The organism is Burkholderia sp. 572, from assembly GCF_040545135.1.
GTDB lineage: Bacteria > Pseudomonadota > Gammaproteobacteria > Burkholderiales > Burkholderiaceae > Burkholderia > Burkholderia cepacia.
Window position 1 is genome coordinate 54,622 of sequence record NZ_JBEPLH010000005.1, and the last position, 18,250, is coordinate 72,871.

The following is an 18,250-nucleotide window of genomic DNA, read 5'->3' on the forward strand; positions in this document are numbered from 1 at the left end:
CCGCACCGCTCGACCGCTTTCCCGCGCGCGACACGCCGTGCTAGAATTCGCCGCTCATTGGGGAGTAGCCGCTCCGCTCGATGTCCCGCGCCCCCGGCGCGCATCGTGACGGAGGCGTCCGTCAACAGACTTGGCCTTGCGGCCATGGCGGGCGCAGCCACCTAGGCCTGGCGAGACCGATGGTTCACAGTGCGCCGCATCAGGGCCCGGCGCGCCGTGGATCGTCGCTCGCACGCACAACACCGGCCCGTGGAACCCCATACGTGTCTCAAGCCTTCCTGATCTCCACCGGCGCCGTCGCCCTCGCTGAAATCGGCGACAAGACCCAGTTGCTTTCCCTCGTCCTGGCCGCGCGCTATCGCAAGCCGGTGCCGATCATTCTCGGCGTGCTCGTCGCGACGCTCGTGAACCACGGTTTCGCCGGCGCGCTCGGCGAATGGCTCGGCGCGCTGGTCACGCCGTCGATCATGCGCTGGGCGCTCGCGTTCTCGTTCATCGCGATGGGGTTGTGGATCCTCGTGCCGGACAAGCTCGACGCCGACGAGGCCAATGCCAACCGCTCGCGGCTCGGCGTGTTCGGTGCGACCCTCGTCGCGTTCTTCCTCGCGGAAATGGGCGACAAGACGCAGATCGCGACCGTCGCGCTGGCCGCGCGCTTCCAGGACTACATCGGTGTCGTGGCCGGCACGACGTTCGGGATGATGCTCGCGAACGTGCCCGCGATCCTGCTCGGCGACCGTTTCGCGCACCGCCTGCCGACGAAGCTCGTGCACGGCATCGCGGCCGTGCTGTTCGTCGTGCTCGGCGCGCTGGCGCTGCTGGGCGTCGGGGTCTGACGGGGAAGAAAACGGCAGGCGCGGCCGGACGGCCGCGCCGAGGCTGATGCCGCGTTACTTGGCGGCGGCGCCCGAAGCGGGCGCAGCCGGCACCGCGCGCTCGTTGGCGGCCGGTGCCGCCGGGCCGCCGCGCTTGTCGACCGGCAGCCGGACCGAGCGGACCGCGCCGTTCGACAGCGGGAAATCGGCGAGCGCGCTGCGCGCGAGGAACGGCATCGCGTACAGCAGCGTGCCGTTGTCGCCGGTCGTGCGCGCGGACACGTTGTAGACCTCCTTGCCCGTCGCGCGCTCGGTGATGCGGATGCCGAGCGTGTAGTCGAACACCTGGTACGTCTGCGCGACATAACCGGCCGGCATCGGCCCCCAGGGCCCCCACGGGCCCCACGGCCCGCGCCGCCAGTACGGCCCCGGCCCGACGAACCACGGATCGTAATAGACGGGCTGCGGCACCGTCACGAGATCGCTGCCGACCGCATAGGTCAGCCCGACGAGATAGCGCGCCTGCGCCTGCGGCACCTGCCGGAACGCATACGTGGACAGCTCGTTCGCGACGATCGGCTCGTAGGTCGACTGCTCGATGCTGTTCTTCTGCGCATCGGTGCGGGTGAACGCATAGGTGCGTGTCGCGTCGCTGCCGCTCCAGTCGGAGAAGGCCGTGACCTGGGTCGTCACGTAGCTGGTGCAGCCGGTCAGCAGCGCCACGCACAGCACCGCCGCCCAGCCCGCACTGCGTTGAATCCATTCGCGTTTCATGTTGATCCTCTTCGATCCGTCACCCGTTCGTCGCACCGCGCGAACCGTAACGGGATGCCGATAATACGCGGACTCCCGGAACCGGTAAAAAGTTCGCCCGGCACGCAGCCGCAAGCCTTTGTACAATGGCCCGGTTCGCCCGGCCCGTGCCACGGGCCCGTCCCCCACTCCACCGATCTCGACGACCATGTCCGACAACGCTTCCTCCACCGTGATCCGCCGCGCCGACTACACGCCGCCGGCCTTTCTCATCGATGCCGTTGCGCTCGAATTCGATCTCGCGCCGGCCCGTACGATCGTCAGGAATACGATGCGCGTGCGCCGCAACCCGGACGCCGCGCCCGCGCCGCACCTGGAGCTGATGGGCGAAGCGCTCGAATTCGTCGGCGCACGGCTGGACGGCGCGCCGCATGGCGCCGTGCGCGCGCACGAGCACGGGCTGACCGTCGAGAACGTCCCCGATGCATTCGAGCTGACGCTCGAAAGCGCATGCGCGCCCGACCAGAATACGACGCTGTCGGGTCTCTATGTATCGAGCGGCAACTTCTTCACGCAGTGCGAAGCCGAAGGCTTTCGCCGCATCACCTACTTCCTCGATCGCCCGGACGTCATGGCGTCGTACACGGTGACGCTGCGCGCCGACAAGGCCGCCTACCCGGTGCTGCTGTCGAACGGCAACCTCGTCGATTCCGGCGACCTGCCCGACGGCCGCCACTTCGCGAAGTGGGAAGACCCGTTCCGCAAGCCGAGCTACCTGTTCGCACTGGTCGCCGGCAAGCTCGTCGCGATCGAGGAGAAGATCACGACCGGCTCGGGCAAGGAAAAGCTGCTGCAGGTGTGGGTCGAGCCGGCCGATCTCGACAAGACGCGTCACGCGATGGATTCGCTGATCCATTCGATCCGCTGGGACGAGAAGCGCTTCGGCCTCGAGCTCGATCTCGACCGCTTCATGATCGTCGCGGTCGGCGACTTCAACATGGGCGCGATGGAAAACAAGGGGCTCAACATCTTCAACACGAAGTACGTGCTGGCGAACCCCGAGACCGCGACCGACACCGACTTCGCGAACATCGAATCGGTAGTCGGCCACGAGTACTTCCACAACTGGACCGGCAACCGCGTGACCTGCCGCGACTGGTTCCAGCTGAGCCTGAAGGAAGGCCTGACGGTGTTCCGCGACCAGGAATTCTCGGCCGACATGGCCGCGGGCGACGCCGTCGAATCGGCGGCCCGCGCGGTCAAGCGCATCGAGGACGTGCGCGTGCTGCGCCAGTTGCAGTTCGCCGAGGATGCCGGCCCGATGGCGCACCCGGTGCGCCCGGAGAGCTACGTCGAGATCAACAACTTCTACACGATGACCGTCTACGAGAAAGGCTCGGAAGTCGTGCGGATGTACCAGACGCTGTTCGGCCGCGACGGCTTCCGCAAGGGGATGGACCTGTATTTCAAGCGCCACGACGGGCACGCGGTGACCTGCGACGACTTCCGCCACGCGATGGCCGACGCGAACGGGCGTGACCTCGCGCAGTTCGAGCGCTGGTACAGCCAGGCCGGCACGCCGCGCGTGTCGGTGCGCACCGCGTACGACGCGGCCGCGCGCCGCTATACCGTCACGCTCGCGCAGGGCTACGGCGACGCGTCGCCGGCCGCGCGCGAAACGCAGCAAGGGCCGCTGCTGATCCCGTTCGCGATCGGCCTGATCGGCCGCGACGGCCGCGACCTGCCGCTGCGCCTCGACGGCGAAGCCGCCGCGGCGGGCACGACGCGCGTGCTCGACTTCACCGACACCGAACAGACCTTCACGTTCGTTGACGTGCCGGAACAACCGCTGCCGTCGCTGCTGCGCAACTTCTCGTCGCCGGTGATCGTCGAGTACGACTACAGCGACGACGACCTCGCGTTCCTGCTCGCGCACGACAGCGATCCGTTCAACCGCTGGGAAGCCGGCCAGCGCCTCGCGACGCGCGCGCTGCTGACGCTCGCCGCGCGCGCCACCGCGAACGAGCCGCTCACGCTCGGCGAGAACTTCGTTGCCGCCTTCCGCCGCGTGCTGACCGACGCGACGCTGTCGCCCGCGTTCCGCGAACTCGCGCTGACGCTGCCGTCGGAAACCTACCTCGCCGACCAGATGGCGGAAGCCGATCCGGCCGCCGTGCATCGCGCGCGCCAGTTCGTGCGCCGCCAGCTCGCCACCTCGCTGCGCGCCGAATGGCTCGCCGCATACGAGCAGCACCAGACGCCCGGCGCCTACGAACCGACGCCCGAGGCTTCCGGCCGCCGCGCGCTGAAGAACCTCGCGCTCGCATATCTCGCCGAGCTCGAGGATCCGGCCGATGCCGTGCGCCTCGCGACCGCGCAATACGACGCGGCGAACAACATGACCGATCGCGCGGCCGCACTCGGCGCGCTGCTGTCCGCCGCGGCCGCCGGCGCGAACGAACCGGCCGAGCACGCGCTCGACGATTTCTACCGCCGCTTCGAGAAGGAAGCGCTCGTGATCGACAAATGGTTCGCGATGCAGGCCGCGCAACGCGGTACGCCCGCGCAGCCGACGCTCGCGAAGGTTCGCAAGCTGCTCGCGCACCCCGCGTTCAACCTGAAGAATCCGAATCGCGCACGTTCGCTGATCTTCAGCTTCTGCGCGGCCAACCCCGCGCAATTCCACGCGGCGGACGGCTCGGGTTATGCATTCTGGGCCGAACAGGTGCTCGCGCTCGACGCGATCAATCCGCAGGTCGCGGCGCGCCTCGCCCGCTCGCTCGAACTGTGGCGCCGCTTCACGCCCGCGTTGCGCGACCGCATGCGCGAAGCGCTCGAGCAGGTCGCGGCCGGCGCGAAATCGCGCGACGTGCGCGAGATCGTCGAGAAGGCGCTCGCGTAACGCAATCCTCCGCATCGCTCACACGCAAAAAAGCCGGTGCCGCCCATGGCGGCACCGGCTTTTTTTACTGCGTGAATACTGCCGGCCCCGGACGTAGTCGCGGGGTCTGACCGCGCCGCTTGCCGCCGCTGCATGGCGCGTCCCGTGCATCGTCGCTGCCGGAGACCGGGCCGATCCGGCCGCCCGGCCATGTAACCGGACGAAAAAAGCCGGCGGCACGGGAGGCGCGGCGGGTAAAATTGCGGCCATTCAAGGATTCTTTGGCCTTCTGGAGTCTGTCATGTCCATTGCCCGCCGCACCACGCTGTCGAAGTTCCTGATCGAACAGCAACGTGAGACCAACAACCTCCCCGCCGACCTGCGCCTGCTGATCGAAGTCGTCGCACGCGCGTGCAAGGCGATCAGCTACAACGTGTCGAAGGGCGCGCTCGGCGAGGCGCTCGGCACCGCCGGCAGCGAGAACGTCCAGGGCGAAGTGCAGAAGAAGCTCGACATCCTGTCGAACGAGATCCTGCTCGACGCGAACGAATGGGGCGGCAACCTCGCCGCGATGGCATCGGAAGAAATGGAAACCTTCTTCCCGATCCCGGCGAACTACCCGCGCGGCGAATACCTGCTCGTGTTCGATCCGCTCGACGGTTCGTCGAACATCGACGTGAACGTGTCGATCGGCACGATCTTCTCGGTGCTGCGCTGCCCGGACGGCAAGCAGGCAACCGAGGAATCGTTCCTGCAGCCGGGCACGCAGCAGGTCGCGGCCGGCTACGCCGTGTACGGCCCGCAGACGGTGTTCGTGCTGACGACCGGCAACGGCGTGAACTGCTTCACGCTCGACCGCGAAGTCGGCTCGTGGGTGCTCACGCAGAGCAACATGCAGATCCCGGCCGACACGCGCGAATACGCGATCAACGCATCGAACGCACGCCACTGGTACGACCCGGTCAAGCGCTACGTCGACGAACTGAACGCCGGCAAGGACGGCCCGCGCGGCGACAACTTCAACATGCGCTGGATCGCCTCGATGGTCGCCGACGTGCACCGGATCCTGAACCGCGGCGGCATCTTCATGTACCCGGCCGACAAGCGCACGCCCGATCGTCCGGGCAAGCTGCGCCTGATGTACGAAGCGAACCCGATGTCGTTCATCGTCGAACAAGCGGGCGGCGCCGCGACGACGGGCACGCAACGCATCATGGAAGTCCAGCCGACGGGCCTGCACCAGCGCGTGCCCGTGTTCCTTGGCTCGAAGAACGAAGTCGAGCGCGTGACCGGCTATCACGACGAAGCAAAATAATTGCACTGCAGCACTAGACGGAGGTGCGATGCGCAAGTACAATCGCGCCTCTTGATGTGGCCCTGACCGGTCGCATCACAGTGAAGTGAAAGCGGGAAGTCCGCCGGATCGATGGTTTCGCGAAGCAGCAGCAGCAAGCTGAAAAAAATTTCGCAAAACCTATTGCCAAGATCCCGGAAATCACCATATAATTTCATTTCTCTGCTGCCGGTGTAGCTCAGTTGGTAGAGCAGCGCATTCGTAATGCGAAGGTCGTAGGTTCGACTCCTATCTCCGGCACCAAGACATAAAGGCCTGACAAGCATCGCTTGTCAGGCCTTTTCTCTTTTCCGGCGCCGAAATCGTGCGCCCGCCCTCTCGCCTCACCCAGTCCGCTTGCGGGCATCCCCGGACTCCCGTATCACGCGCCGACGACTACAATCGCCGGACACTCCACCCTCGCCCCCTTCTTCATGCGCACCTGGCGTCTCGAGCGAGCGAATCTCGCCGCGCAGCTGGACGTGTCCCGCGCAACGTGCCTCGTCGCCGCGATCGGCGGCAACGAGCCGAACGCATTCGCGGCCGAAATCCTGAAGCTGTTCGACGACGCGCTGTCCATCACGCAGTGCACGATCTTCGCGTACGAGTTCGGCAATCGCCCGCGCACGATGTCGGTCGCCGATCATCGCGGAGGCCGCTACCTGCGCGATCTCGCCGACACCTACGCACGACATTTCTACACACTCGACGGCAACCAGCAGATCGTGTCGACCGCCCATCGCGGCACACACCGCCACGATCTGCTGCTGCACCAGCAGGCCGGCGACGAGATCGATCACGAAGCGTATCGTGCCGCTTGCTACCGCGGCCCCGACGTATCCGACCGGCTGGCGCTGCTGATGCAGCCCGGCGATGCGACGTGGCTGTCGATCAACCTGTACCGCGCGCATCGCAGCGGCGCATTCCAGCCGCGCGAGATCGCCGCGATCGAAGCGCTCGCGCCGCTGATCGCGCAGGCCGCAAGGCATCACTACGCGCTCGCCGGTGCCGCGCAGATCGGTATCCCGCAACGGATGCTCGCGCGACTGCGCCATGCATGCCCCGATTTGTCCAAGCGCGAGCTCGACGTGCTGCGCGGCGTACTCGACGGCCAGACCGCGCACGAGATCGGCGAGACGATCGGCGTGAAGGCATCGAGTGTCGTCACCTACCAGAAGCGCGCATACCGGCGTCTCGGCATCTCGAGCCAGCGCGAGCTGTTTGCGCTGTGCATGCAGCCGTGAAACGTCGCGGCCTGCGTTGAGCCCCTCGCTGTACCCGAATTGGGGACAACCGACGCACGACCGGCTTCCATACTGTCCCGACCTGTTGCGCGCATCTTTGCGTCGATGCGCGCACGTCGAGCCGGACAACCCTGGAAGCCAACGATGGATATCGACTTCAAGCCCTACCCGTTCGTCGCCGAGCGCCATCCCGCGCATCTGCCGGCCTGCGACGACGGTATCGATACGCACCGGCATCGCGTTGCGATCGTCGGCGGCGGCCCCGTCGGCCTGGCCGTCGCGCTCGGCCTTGCGAACCACGGCATCCGCAGCGTGCTGATCGAGGCCGACGACGCAGTCTGCCACGGCAGCCGCGCCATCTGCATCTCGCGGCGCAGCCTCGAGATCATCGAGCGGCTCGGTGCGCTCGACGACTTCCTGCGCAAGGGGCTGCCGTGGACCGGCGGGCGCAGCTTCTACCGTCGCGACGAAGTGCTGCATTTCACGATGCCGCAGGACGCAAACCAGAAGCTGCCGCCGATGGTGAATCTCGCGCAGTATCACATCGAGCAGTTCCTGCTCGACGCCGCGCTGCGCCGCCGCGAACTCATCGAGATCCGCTGGCAGACGAGAGTCACCGGTGTGACCCGGCAACCGGACGGCGTGCGACTCGACGTCGACACGCCGCTCGGCGGCTACGCACTCGACGCCGACCGGGTCGTCGCGTGCGACGGCGGGCGCAGCACGATGCGCGACGCGCTCGGCCTGTCGCTCCGCGGCACGAGCTACGAGGGCCGCTACGTGATCGTCGACATCGCGCTCGAAAGCGACCGGCCGACCGAACGACTGGCGTACTTCGACCCGTCGTCGAACCCGGGCTCGACGGTGCTCGTTCACAAGCAGCCCGACAACGTGTGGCGGATCGACTATCAGTTGCGCGACGATGAGGATGCCGAAGCCGCCGTGAAGCCGGAAAACGTGATCCCGCGCGTGCAGAACCTGCTCGACATGATGGGCGAGCGCGGCGACTGGTCGCCGATCTGGATCACGATCTACAAGGCGAATGCACTGACACTCGAACGCTATCGACACGGTCGCGTGCTGTTCTGCGGCGACGCTGCGCACCTCGTGCCGATCTTCGGCGTGCGCGGCGCGAACTCGGGCATCGACGATGCCGACAACCTGGCATGGAAACTCGCGTACGTGACGCACGGACTCGCATCGGACACGTTGCTCGACAGCTACTCGGACGAACGCGTGTTCGCGACGCACGAGAACCTCCGCTACGGCACCAAGAGCACCGAGTTCATGGCGCCGCCGTCGTTCGCGTTCGAACTGATGCGCAAGGCCGTGCTGTCGCTCGCGGTCCGGCATCCCACGCTGCGCTCGCTGATCAATCCGCGCCAGACGACGGCCATCGCGTATGCGACGTCGTCGCTCAACGCGGCCGAACACGACACGTTTTCGGCCGGCCCCGCGCCCGGCACGGTGCTCGCCGAATGCCCGCTGATGCTGTACACGGCACACGGCAGCGACGTGCGCCGCGGCCACCTGACCGACCTCGTCGCTCCGCGCTTCACCGCATTCTGCTTCACCGCCGACGGCGCGCCCGAGGCGACGCTGGCCGATCTCGAACGGCGCCTGCAGGCTGCGCGGATGCCGTTCGCGCTCGTCACGCTCGCACGGCATGCGGCGCCACGGCAACCGGCCTGCGGCGGCCATGACGTCGACGGCCGGCTGTTCGACATGTACGGCGCGCGCGACGGCACCGTCTATCTCGTGCGTCCGGACGGTCACGTACTCGGCCGCTGGCACGACGCGCGCGCCGGCGACGTGGCCGCCGCACTCGAACGCGCACTCCATCCTTGCGCATCGACCGATCCTCAGGAGACCGCATGATGACGGATACCGAACGCGACACCCTCTACACCGACCTGTGCCGCACGATGACGCGGATCGGTGAAGCCGATGCATCGCTCTTTCTCGCCCGCTTCGCACTGCTGTCGATCGAGGCGATCGGCGACACCGCGACCGTCGCACGGCTGATTGCCGACGCAAGCGACGGATTGCCCTCTGCGGGTATGCAGGCTTCGACGCTCGGACGATGACGCTCACGGCCGACCGGCTTCACCGGCAGTCATTCCTTACAGATTCATTTCGCCGCGCATCGCCCGTGCGCCAGCCTCGCCGTATGCAGACGAATTCCCTGGAAAATCCGGTTAAGGGTGCATAACATTACTTAACGATTCCGACCCGTCTATCGCGTTACATTGCGTGGGCGGCGCGGCGGGTCGCAATGCCGCCTTCATTCAGCTTGCGGCGACAGCCGACGTCCGGTCATTCGACACAACACAAGGAGAGGACCACCATGACTCATGGCTTGATTATGTGGCTCATCATCGGCGCGATCGCCGGCTGGCTTGCCGGCTTGCTCGTCAAGGGCGGCGGCTTCGGGCTGATCGTCGACATCATCGTCGGGATCGTCGGCGCAGTGATCGGCGGCTGGCTCGCCGGGCTGCTCGGCATCAGCATCGGCAGCGGTTTCATCGGATCGGTGATCGTCGCGGTCGTCGGTGCGGTGATCCTGCTGTTCGTGATCCGGCTATTCAAGCGAGCGGCCTGACGCTTCTCTCCACGCGCCTTCGGGCGCGTTTTCGCATCAGGCCGGCGCGCGGCCCGCTCGCCGCGCGCCACCGGCCCGTTCAGCGCCTGGCGCGCTGCAACCCGCCGTCGAGCACGTCAGCCGTCAGCAATCCGCTGCGCGTTTCGCGTGCGCCATCGCGCCCGATCCATACGGTGCGCGGCATCTCCCCTCTCCATCCCGCATCGAGCGCCGCGCTCAGCCGCTCGGGCATCGGCTCGGCGTTCGCGTACTGCGCGACCTGCGGCGGCAGATGCATCTGCACGAGTCCCGGGAGATCGCCGGGCCGTTGTCGTCGTACACATCCATTGCGACCATCGCGAGCTGCATGTCCGGACTCGTAGCGATCTTCGGACGATTCTCGACGCTCGTGTAGATCGGCTCCGGCATCGCGTTGACGGTGGCGGGCGCGGACAGCGTGCGGCCCGCGTCGTCGGACTGCGCGACGACGACATGCGCGCCTTCGACCCACGCGCCCCACAGCCGGTGATGCGCGTCGAATGCCGCCCCCGTCGCGAGCGGCTGCTGCTGCTGCGCGGGCGCAGCCTGCATGCTCATGTGCGCGGCGCGCGAATCGGCGGCCTTCGGCAGGACGTGGGCGTCGTGCGCCCCGGCAGTCGACAGCAACGCGCACCACAGCGCGCCGCCTGCCGCGGGCGATTTCACAGTGACCATTTCAGTTCTCCGTAGAAAGTACGGCCCGGATATGGGTGAAACACGTAGTAGCGGCGGTCCGTCAGGTTGTCGATGCCGACCGACGCGGTCCAGTGACGGTCGAAGCGGTAGCGCGCCTTCAGGTCGACGATCGTGAACGAGCTCGTACCGCCGTAGACGTCCGGGTTCACGTCGCTGTTGTCGAGCGTGTTGAACTGGCGGCCCGAATAGCGCACGCCGACGCTCGCGAGCCAGTGTTCGTCAAAGCGATACGACGCGAGCAGGTTTGCACGCATACGCGGAATACGCGGAAAGCGCGAGCCGACGTACGCGGGATTCGCGGCATCGGCGAAGATCTGCGCGTTGGTCGCCGACACGTTCGCGTCGAGACTGAGGCCGCGCAGCCCGACGTTCTCGCCGCTGAACGCAAGTTCGACACCGCGCACGCGCACGCGATCGACGTTCGAGATGTTGGTCACCGTCGTCGCACCCGACACCGTCGTCTGGCTGTAGATCGAATCGCGCAGATCGCTCTGGAACACGCTGGCACGCACGACGCCGACACCCACGTCGCGCTCGGCCGTGAAGTCCCAGTCGATCGCCTTTTCCGGCCGCAGGTTCGGGTTGTTGTTGACAATCGCGTTGTTCGAGATCGTGCCCTGGAACAGTTCGCCGACCGTCGGGTAACGCGTGCCCGTCGCGAACGACAGCCGGAAGCGCCAGACATCGGTCGCATCCCATTGCAACGCGACTTTCGGCGACAGCGCATTCGCGCTGCGATCCGCATAACCGAGCGTGCCGCTCGCGTTGCCGAGCGCGCCGCCGTACGCATCCCAGCGTTCGTAGCGCAGCCCCAGCGTCGCGAGCCAGCCCGGTGCGAAGCGCCACGCATCCTGCCCGAACAGCGCCTGCGTGCGCGTGTCGCCCCGATAGGTGCTCGCGAGCGACGTGGTCGGCCCGGCCAGCCAGTCGGCCGTGTTGTACGTGACGTTGCGCAGGAAGTAGTTGTCGTAGTGATAGCCGAACGTGAACGTGTGGCCCTTCACTTCCGGCGCCTCAGCCCTCAGGTCGAGCGTGCGCCAGCCGGTGCCGTCCCCCTGGAACAGCGTGCCTGCACCGCCCTGCACGATCGACGCCGAGCGCTGCACGTCGCGCGACACGTCGTACGCGGACACGACGCCCGACAGGCGCCAGCCTGAATCGAGCCGGCCGTTCAGCCCGAGCGCGTACAGCCAGTTCTCCTGGTCGCCGCGCTGCGGCGCGAAGGCATTCGGCGCAACGGTCATGTTCTGGCCACCGATCGACACGTTGCCGCCGTAGACCGGATTGCCGGCCGCATCGCGCAGAAAGGTTTCGCCGTGCTGCCGGTAATGGTTCTCCCAATGCCCGAGCGTGAGCGTCGCATCGACATGGTCGGTGAACGCGTAGCCAATCCGGATCGTCTCGTTGAGCTGTTCGGTCCGCTCGATCGTCTGCGCGCCGACGATCGTTCGCGGCTTGCCGTTGGGCCCGATGTCGGTCGCGGCGCCGCTCACGGGCACGGCGGCGCCGAGCTTCGGGTTGTACGCCGAATTGGGGCTCGCATATTGCATCGGCTGACCGTTGTTCTCGAGCCGGTCGAGCGACAGCGCGAACCAGAACCGCCCGACGCGGTTCGCGATCCGCGCGGTCTGGTGATTGCCGCCGAGGCTGTCCGCGAATCCGTAGCCGTCGTGGTAGCGCTGCGTAAAGAACTGCGTCGACAGCGACGCCTCGAGCTTTTCCGGCCGGCGCGTCGTGAGCAGCACGGTCGAGCCGATCGAGTTGCCCGGGTACAGCGCGGAAAAAGGGCCATAGAGCACGTCGACGCGCGCGATATCGTCAGGCGGAATCAGCGACCAGCGCGGTGGGTACGCGTAGCTCGAGCCGAGCAGGTTCGACAGCAGCACACCATCGGCGTAGACAAGCCCACGCGCGCTCTGCAGCTCGTTGAAGTCGCGACCGGCGAACACGCTGTTGCGGTCGCCGATATAGCGCTTGCGGACCATCAGGTTCGGTGCGTACTTGAGCGCGTCCTCGGTGGTGACGTTGGTATGCGATTCGATCTGCTCCCGCGTGATCGATGTGACGACGGCCGGCATATCCGGATCGACCGGTTGCCGCTGCGCGGTCACGCTGACCGTGGTCAGCGTACTACCGGTCGGCACCGGCGAAACGGCTGCAGCGGTGGATGCCGGCGCGACGGTATCGGCGGGACGCTCGACACCACGGCGGGCAGTGTCGACACGCGTATCGTCAGTTGGAGCCGCATGGGCGACAGGCCACGCGAAAGCGGCCGCGCATGCGAGCGCGAGCCGCCCGCGCGACGGCCGCGCGGCGAAGGAGGAGGACATGAGGGGATTCCTGAAAACGTGATCGAACGCCGCCGGACACGAGCGCGCGCACCACGCACGGACGGCGCGGCACGCGGCCCGGCCGCGAGCGGCACGCGCGCCACCGGGGCGCGCGGACGACATCAATCAGATCGGAGCGTTTTCAGGCGGCGCGCGGGGCTGCGCGAGACGGATACCCTTGCGGGGGCAATCGGGAATGACGGGTGCTGCCGCGCGGTAGGCGAACGTCCGCACGAAACCCGGCAGCGCGGGCAGGCTCGTACCGAGCGCCACGTTCGCCGCGAAGCCGGGGCAGTACACGCAGTGCGGCACGCCGGCATGGTCGAACGACGGCGCATCGTGATCGCCTCCGGCCTGCGCGAGCACGATCTGGCGGGCGCCCGCTGCACTGCACAACTCGAGCGTGAACTCGCCGGAGCCGCTCGAGGCGAGACGCGCATAGCCGACGACGGGCGACAGTACGTTCAGTACCAGCGCCAGCCATACGAGGCCGATCCATCGCGTCGTTCGTTTCATCGCGGTGCAGGAAAAAGTGCGCGCAAGTATAACAAGCGGCCCGATTGTTGCCGATTCCGCACGACTCGATAGTCGGCATCGCAGCGCGCGTCCGAGCGCATGTGCCGTTAATACAACAGAGACAAAATCTAACGATTCGCCACTGGCATAAATCCAAGCGCGAGGATGATAATCGTCGAACCTGCTGGAGAAATGACCATGGACGAAAGACCAACTCGCATGCCACCGCCGGAGCAAGTGATGAGCCCGGATCCGGAACCCGTCGGCGTGGAATTCCTCGCCGAATTGCCTGACCACGTACGGGCATTCTTCGACGAGCAGCACAAGCTGTACTCGCCGAAGTGAACGCCTGTTCGGTTCTGTAACCGCCACGTGTCGATCATCGCTATCGTGCGGTTCATCATTGCGCATCGCGCGCAACTCGCCTCGCACCCGGGCCGCAACAGCCTGACGGTGCCGGATCAGCTCGCCTGCTGATTCCTCTGTCGCGTCGCTACGCCGCGCGACTGTCTTCGTCTATCCTTCTGGTTTTCCACGTCCGGCCCGCCCGGCTCTCCCGATCGTTCCGATGAAGCAAGCCATTCGTGTCAGCGTCGCTGTCGCCGCGCTCGGCGTCGCCCTCTTTTCGTCCCCGCGCATCGCCGTTGCAGACGGCGACGACACCGCCCTCACCAACATCGTCGCACTCGCGTCGCAGCGCCTCGCGCTCGCTGAGCCGGTGGCTCGATGGAAATGGGCGAATCACAAGGCAATCGAGGACCGCCCGCGCGAAGCGGCGCTGCTCGAATCGGTCGGGAAGCGCGCGGCACAGGCCGGCGTCGATCCCGCGTTCGCGCGGACGTTCTTCGAGGATCAGATCGCGGCGAGCAAGGATGTGCAGAACGCCCTGTTCGCAACCTGGCGCACGACGCGGCCGCCGGAAGGCACGCCTCCCGATCTCGCGACCAGCACGCGCCCGGCGCTCGACCGGCTGACGCAGAAAATGCTCACGGGGCTCACGCAGGTTGCACCGCTGCGCGATGCGCCTGATTGTCAGGCGCGGCTCGCCCGCAGCATCGCGAACTGGAAGACACTCACGCGCTACGACTCCACGCAGACGCAGGCGCTCGACACCGCGTTGTCGCACATCTGCTCGGCCGGCGGCGCAAGCGCGATCGGCTGATACGGCGGTCGCGCCGGGTCAACCCGCTTGGCCCGCAGGCGTGAGTGCGGCGAGCGGAATCAGTTGCAGGCCGCGCGCGAGATGCGTCTGCAGCAGGCGGTGGGTGAAGGGTTCGAATGCGCCGGCTGCCCCGTCGGCCGCGAGCCGCGCGGCCGCGTCGAGCGATTCCGCGACGCCGAGATAGCGCCAGCCATCGATCACATGAAACAGGCGGCGCTCGCCGCTCGCCTCGAACGCAACGGCGCCTTCGAACGGCCAGGGTGCATTGCCGGTACGGGCGGTGTCGGCCGCAGGGCGCCGGTTGTACGACGGACGCAGCCCGGCGATCCATTGCGCTTCCGCGAGCATCGCCCCCAGTTCGTTACCCGTCTCGCGCCATTCAACGCGCCGTACCTGCTGCGCAAGCCGCATTTCCTTCGACGACCGACGCTCTCCCGTCAACAACGCGCGCAGCCGCTGCCGCACGCGTACGCTGCGGCCGACGTACAGTGGCGCGTCGCCCTCCCCGAACAGTGCGTACGCCCCGCACCCGGCCGGCGCGGTATCGAGCCAGGCTTCGGTCAGGTCGCCGCCCAGACGGAAGTGGCGCGTCGTGCGCGCGATCTGATCGCGCAGCCGCTCGAGCGGCACGATGTCGTGCAACTGGCGCCAGAACTGCCACAGGAGGTCGGCATCCGCCAGTGCCCGGTGGCGCGCAGCCGGCACGAGGCCGTGGCGCTCGATCAACGCGTCGAGCCCGTGCCGCGCTTCACGCGGGAACAGCGCACGCGACAGCCGCACCGTACACAGCACGTCGGGATTGAACGCGAAACCTGCGCGCTCGAATTCGGCCCGCAGGAAACCGCGGTCGAAGCTCGCGTTGTGCGCGACGAAAAGCTTGCCGTCGAGCCGCTCGAACAAGGCCGGCGCCAGCGATGCGAACGAAGGCGCGTCGCGCACCATCTCGTCCGAAATACCCGTCAGTTGCTGGATGAACGGCGGAATCGACTGCCCCGGGTTGACGAGCGTCGTCCACGTCGACACGCCGAGCGGGCCGATTTCGACCACGCCGATTTCGGTGATGCGGTGTTCGGCGGGCGAGCCGCCGGTGGTTTCAAGGTCGACGAAAACGAGCGGCTGTTCGCTGGCCGGATCGGACGGACGGGGGAAATCGGACATGAAAAGACTGGGAAACGATGCTTCCGTGAGTATGCACCGGCATCCCTGTTCGCGGCCAGCCCGAACCGTATTGTTCCGTCCCCGGAAAATGAAAAGCCCCCGCCATGCGGGGGCCGGACGTGATCGGCAATGCGTGGCGCGTCAGACGGCCTGGATATTCGCTGCCTGCTTGCCTTTCGGCCCGACTTTTACGTCGAACGAAACACGCTGGTTTTCCTTCAGCGTCTTGAAGCCGTCCATCTTGATTTCGGAAAAGTGCGCAAACAAATCTTCACCACCATTGTCCGACGTAATAAAGCCGAAACCTTTAGCATCGTTAAACCATTTCACGATACCGGTATCCATGTCTTCGTTCCCCACTCGATTAGATCAAAGAAGCTATTTTTATAGCCGTTTCCCGAAATCCCGAAACATCGCGCCAGCAACTGCACCAGCACCAGCACGCCGCCCGAGGACGGAGTGCTGACTTTATAAATTGGACAATCCGGGTGCGTCAAGAAAATTTTTGATGATCGTTTTATCAAAATAGTGCTAATGGCATTGGAATCGGTACACCATCGCCTTTTATTAATTGATTCGAGTCAAAAACCTGTCAACATTACCGGGGTGGGAGTTCCGATAATCTCGACCACGAAATTTCTACCGGGGACAAATCGCCTCGGTAAAATCCTCGGGTTTTTTCCGGGTTGCAGAAATGCGGGGACATTGCGATGCTCATCCAATGCGGAAGGAAGGAGAAGGTCATGTGGCTGGACGGAATCAAGCGCTTCGCGAGCCGGCTTGGGCGCGTACGCCGCAAGTCCCGCGCCCTGGCAGAGTCCGCGCGCGAAGCGCCGTGCGACACCGAGTTCGATACGACCTGGCACGGCGATCACTGGCAGAACCTGCTTGCATCGCCCCTCGATGCCCGTCACTACGTGATGGAAGACTGGACATACACGCCGCCCCCGAACGAAGCCAAGGAGGCCGCGCCTGCGGCCAAGCGCAAGCGCAAGCGGCGCTCGTACACGCAGTAGTGCGCAGCGGCGGGGCAAAAAAAAGCGCGACTGGGAAGTCGCGCCGACAAAGGTTTGGAGATCTTTTCCGTCAACGAAAAAGTCTGCTTCGGAAAGCAGAGATCGCAGTATAGCGAGAGAACAACCTTTCATTATCCATGCTCCACACAAACCTCTATTGCCGATGTGTCAATAATCGCGCTATGACCGCCGTCGCCAGCTGGTGATTACCTGTCGCGATCGCGCAACGTCCGTTACGCAGTCCTGAGCGCCATTTTCTTTCGCTGCATCGCCGCAAACCCTTGCTGGACAACCGTTTGCGCTCCCCCCTAGATCTTTGCGGATTCCAAAATACATTATTGCTTAAAGCGCGCCCCATCCCCGCTCCACGCACTCCTTACACTGCAGATGGCCTTTTGAAAAGCGCACCGCCGCTCTGCCGGACCGGCCGCAGCGTCAAGCACAACATGCCAGTCCGCAGCAGGTTCGATCGACATCATCCTGTTTGGAGACAGATCCATGAAAAAAACTCTGATCGTCACCGCGTTGTCGGGTGTATTCGTTACGGCAGCCCATGCCCAGAGCAGCGTGACGCTCTATGGCCTGATCGACGCCGGCATCACCTACACGAACAATCAGCACGGCCACAGCGCCTGGCAGGAAACGAGCGGTTCGGTCAACGGCAGCCGCTGGGGCTTGCGCGGCACCGAAGATCTCGGCGGCGGCATGAAAGCGATCTTCACGCTGGAAAATGGTTTCGGCATCAATAACGGCGCGCTGAAGCAGAACGGCCGCGAATTCGGCCGGCAAGCGTTTGTCGGTCTCGCACACAACAGCTACGGTTCGCTGACGCTGGGCCGGCAGTACGACAGCGTCGTCGACTATCTCGGGCCGCTGTCGCTGACCGGCACCCAGTACGGCGGCACGCAGTTCGCTCACCCGTTCGACAACGACAACCTGAACAACTCGTTCCGGATCAACAACTCGGTCAAATATCAGAGCGCGAACTACGGCGGACTCAAGTTCGGTGCGTTGTACGGGTTCTCGAACTCGACGTCTTTCGCGAACAACCGCGCCTATAGCGGCGGCGTGTCGTACAGCTACCTGGGCTTCAACTTCGCCGCGGCCTACTTGCAGTTGAACAGCGATGTGAACGCGCTCGCGCAGGCCGCGACCGACCCGGGCGCGGTGACCGGCGACTGGACCTTCGCCTCGCGCGTGCAACGCACCTGGGGCGCCGGCCTGAACTACGGGTTCGGCCCGGCCACGGTCGGCTTCGTGTTCACGCAGACGCGCCTCACCGGCATCCGCGCAATCAGCGCGGGGCAGTCCGGCGTGTCCGGTGGCATCACGGGCCTCGGCGGAACCGCGCGCTTCAGCAACTACGAACTCAACGGCCGCTACGCGCTGACACCGGCGCTGTCGCTTGCCGGCTCCTACACGTACACGCAGGGCCGCCTGGCCGGCGACAAGCCGACCTGGCACCAGTTCAACCTGCAAGCCGACTATGCGCTGTCGAAGCGCACCGACGTCTACCTGCAGGGCGAGTTCCAGAAGGTCAACAACGACGGCCTCGACCTCGGCGCCAACATCAACGGTCTGGGCGCCGCGTCATCGACCAACAAGCAGATCGCGGTCACGGCCGGCATGCGCCATCGCTTCTGAGCGACCGGCACATCCGCTGCATGCCGGATGACGAAGCGCCCCGTCGGGGCGCTTTTTCTTTGCCGGACTGCGCCGGGTATCG

16 protein-coding genes, 1 tRNA gene, 2 pseudogenes and 1 riboswitch are annotated in these 18,250 nt (G+C 65.9%); of the genes and pseudogenes, 12 read left to right on the plus strand and 7 right to left on the minus strand.

Annotated features, from left to right (window positions below; translation table 11 throughout):
- Positions 1 to 47 precede the first annotated feature (47 nt).
- A riboswitch (yybP-ykoY riboswitch) is annotated at positions 48 to 185 on the plus strand.
- 78 nt (positions 186 to 263) lie between these two features.
- Entirely contained in the window at positions 264 to 836 is a 573-nt protein-coding gene (locus ABIC51_RS11130; protein ID WP_021163944.1) for a TMEM165/GDT1 family protein, read from the plus strand.
- 54 nt (positions 837 to 890) lie between these two features.
- On the opposite strand, the gene ABIC51_RS11135 is transcribed toward ABIC51_RS11130, so the two are convergent.
- A complete protein-coding gene (locus tag ABIC51_RS11135; protein ID WP_027788088.1) occupies positions 891 to 1,589 on the minus strand; it encodes a DUF4136 domain-containing protein in 699 nt (232 codons plus the stop codon).
- A gap of 187 nt (positions 1,590 to 1,776) precedes the next feature.
- Here ABIC51_RS11135 and pepN point away from each other — a divergent pair, with 187 nt between their 5' ends.
- The 7 genes from pepN (at position 1,777) to ABIC51_RS11170 (ending at position 9,628) form a co-directional block, all read left to right on the plus strand.
- Complete coding sequence (gene pepN, locus ABIC51_RS11140) at positions 1,777 to 4,470, plus strand: aminopeptidase N (protein WP_175897857.1); 2,694 nt, start codon at positions 1,777 to 1,779, stop codon at positions 4,468 to 4,470.
- 280 nt (positions 4,471 to 4,750) lie between these two features.
- Entirely contained in the window at positions 4,751 to 5,764 is a 1,014-nt protein-coding gene (locus tag ABIC51_RS11145) for a class 1 fructose-bisphosphatase (protein ID WP_006485729.1), read from the plus strand.
- A 206-nt stretch (positions 5,765 to 5,970) separates the two neighbouring features.
- Positions 5,971 to 6,046, plus strand: a tRNA-Thr gene (locus ABIC51_RS11150).
- Positions 6,047 to 6,216: 170 nt separating this feature from the next.
- Complete coding sequence (locus ABIC51_RS11155; protein WP_175897858.1) at positions 6,217 to 7,026, plus strand: helix-turn-helix transcriptional regulator; 810 nt, start codon at positions 6,217 to 6,219, stop codon at positions 7,024 to 7,026.
- A 144-nt stretch (positions 7,027 to 7,170) separates the two neighbouring features.
- Complete coding sequence (locus ABIC51_RS11160) at positions 7,171 to 8,904, plus strand: FAD-dependent oxidoreductase (protein ID WP_175897859.1); 1,734 nt, start codon at positions 7,171 to 7,173, stop codon at positions 8,902 to 8,904.
- The gene (locus ABIC51_RS11165; protein ID WP_027788092.1) at positions 8,901 to 9,113 is read left to right on the plus strand and encodes a hypothetical protein; all 213 of its coding nucleotides are present in this window, start codon (positions 8,901 to 8,903) and stop codon (positions 9,111 to 9,113) included. The genes ABIC51_RS11160 and ABIC51_RS11165 overlap by 4 nt, the downstream gene beginning before the upstream one ends.
- Positions 9,114 to 9,373: 260 nt before the next feature.
- Positions 9,374 to 9,628: a GlsB/YeaQ/YmgE family stress response membrane protein gene (locus tag ABIC51_RS11170; RefSeq protein WP_027788093.1), complete on the plus strand. Its 255-nt coding sequence runs from the start codon at positions 9,374 to 9,376 to the stop codon at positions 9,626 to 9,628.
- A gap of 79 nt (positions 9,629 to 9,707) precedes the next feature.
- On the opposite strand, the pseudogene ABIC51_RS11175 reads toward ABIC51_RS11170, so the two are convergent.
- The 4 genes and pseudogenes from ABIC51_RS11175 to ABIC51_RS11190 all read right to left on the minus strand — a co-directional run.
- Positions 9,708 to 9,982, minus strand: a pseudogene (locus ABIC51_RS11175) (TlpA family protein disulfide reductase); the annotation flags it as partial.
- Positions 9,956 to 10,321 (minus strand): annotated as a pseudogene (locus ABIC51_RS11180) (exo-alpha-sialidase); the annotation flags it as partial. The pseudogenes ABIC51_RS11175 and ABIC51_RS11180, both read right to left, overlap by 27 nt.
- Positions 10,309 to 12,672 (minus strand): TonB-dependent receptor, encoded by a 2,364-nt coding sequence (locus ABIC51_RS11185; protein ID WP_175897860.1) that lies wholly within the window; start codon positions 12,670 to 12,672, stop codon positions 10,309 to 10,311. The gene ABIC51_RS11185 and the pseudogene ABIC51_RS11180, both read right to left, overlap by 13 nt.
- 126 nt (positions 12,673 to 12,798) lie before the next feature.
- Complete coding sequence (locus ABIC51_RS11190) at positions 12,799 to 13,188, minus strand: DUF2946 domain-containing protein (RefSeq protein ID WP_027788096.1); 390 nt, start codon at positions 13,186 to 13,188, stop codon at positions 12,799 to 12,801.
- A 240-nt stretch (positions 13,189 to 13,428) separates the two neighbouring features.
- Here ABIC51_RS11190 and ABIC51_RS11195 point away from each other — a divergent pair, with 240 nt between their 5' ends.
- Positions 13,429 to 13,533 (plus strand): chorismate mutase, encoded by a 105-nt coding sequence (locus tag ABIC51_RS11195; RefSeq protein ID WP_162269111.1) that lies wholly within the window; start codon positions 13,429 to 13,431, stop codon positions 13,531 to 13,533.
- A gap of 223 nt (positions 13,534 to 13,756) precedes the next feature.
- On the plus strand, positions 13,757 to 14,350 hold the full coding sequence (locus ABIC51_RS11200) for a chorismate mutase (protein WP_175897861.1): 594 nt from the start codon (positions 13,757 to 13,759) through the stop codon (positions 14,348 to 14,350).
- A gap of 18 nt (positions 14,351 to 14,368) precedes the next feature.
- On the opposite strand, the gene ABIC51_RS11205 is transcribed toward ABIC51_RS11200, so the two are convergent.
- Both ABIC51_RS11205 and ABIC51_RS11210 read right to left on the minus strand, forming a co-directional pair.
- Positions 14,369 to 15,508, minus strand: a complete 1,140-nt coding sequence (locus ABIC51_RS11205) for an exonuclease domain-containing protein (protein ID WP_060193907.1) — start codon at positions 15,506 to 15,508, stop codon at positions 14,369 to 14,371.
- Positions 15,509 to 15,649: 141 nt separating this feature from the next.
- Entirely contained in the window at positions 15,650 to 15,853 is a 204-nt protein-coding gene (locus ABIC51_RS11210) for a cold-shock protein (RefSeq protein ID WP_011351289.1), read from the minus strand.
- Between the two features lie 398 nt (positions 15,854 to 16,251).
- Here ABIC51_RS11210 and ABIC51_RS11215 point away from each other — a divergent pair, with 398 nt between their 5' ends.
- A complete protein-coding gene (locus ABIC51_RS11215) occupies positions 16,252 to 16,524 on the plus strand; it encodes a hypothetical protein (RefSeq protein WP_175862103.1) in 273 nt (90 codons plus the stop codon).
- A gap of 498 nt (positions 16,525 to 17,022) precedes the next feature.
- The gene (locus tag ABIC51_RS11220; RefSeq protein ID WP_060083963.1) at positions 17,023 to 18,168 is read left to right on the plus strand and encodes a porin; all 1,146 of its coding nucleotides are present in this window, start codon (positions 17,023 to 17,025) and stop codon (positions 18,166 to 18,168) included.
- The last annotated feature ends 82 nt before the right edge of the window (positions 18,169 to 18,250 follow it).

Coding starts and splice junctions, on each gene's coding strand:
- ABIC51_RS11165 (WP_027788092.1), top strand. CDS start 8,901: ATGATGACGGATACCGAACGCGACACCCTCTACACCGACCTGTGCCGC.
- ABIC51_RS11155 (WP_175897858.1), top strand. CDS start 6,217: ATGCGCACCTGGCGTCTCGAGCGAGCGAATCTCGCCGCGCAGCTGGAC.
- ABIC51_RS11220 (WP_060083963.1), top strand. CDS start 17,023: ATGAAAAAAACTCTGATCGTCACCGCGTTGTCGGGTGTATTCGTTACG.
- pepN (WP_175897857.1), top strand. CDS start 1,777: ATGTCCGACAACGCTTCCTCCACCGTGATCCGCCGCGCCGACTACACG.
- ABIC51_RS11160 (WP_175897859.1), top strand. CDS start 7,171: ATGGATATCGACTTCAAGCCCTACCCGTTCGTCGCCGAGCGCCATCCC.
- ABIC51_RS11170 (WP_027788093.1), top strand. CDS start 9,374: ATGACTCATGGCTTGATTATGTGGCTCATCATCGGCGCGATCGCCGGC.
- ABIC51_RS11185 (WP_175897860.1), bottom strand. CDS start 12,672: ATGTCCTCCTCCTTCGCCGCGCGGCCGTCGCGCGGGCGGCTCGCGCTC.
- ABIC51_RS11145 (WP_006485729.1), top strand. CDS start 4,751: ATGTCCATTGCCCGCCGCACCACGCTGTCGAAGTTCCTGATCGAACAG.
- ABIC51_RS11190 (WP_027788096.1), bottom strand. CDS start 13,188: ATGAAACGAACGACGCGATGGATCGGCCTCGTATGGCTGGCGCTGGTA.
- ABIC51_RS11205 (WP_060193907.1), bottom strand. CDS start 15,508: ATGTCCGATTTCCCCCGTCCGTCCGATCCGGCCAGCGAACAGCCGCTC.
- ABIC51_RS11195 (WP_162269111.1), top strand. CDS start 13,429: ATGAGCCCGGATCCGGAACCCGTCGGCGTGGAATTCCTCGCCGAATTG.
- ABIC51_RS11135 (WP_027788088.1), bottom strand. CDS start 1,589: ATGAAACGCGAATGGATTCAACGCAGTGCGGGCTGGGCGGCGGTGCTG.
- ABIC51_RS11210 (WP_011351289.1), bottom strand. CDS start 15,853: ATGGATACCGGTATCGTGAAATGGTTTAACGATGCTAAAGGTTTCGGC.
- ABIC51_RS11215 (WP_175862103.1), top strand. CDS start 16,252: ATGTGGCTGGACGGAATCAAGCGCTTCGCGAGCCGGCTTGGGCGCGTA.
- ABIC51_RS11200 (WP_175897861.1), top strand. CDS start 13,757: ATGAAGCAAGCCATTCGTGTCAGCGTCGCTGTCGCCGCGCTCGGCGTC.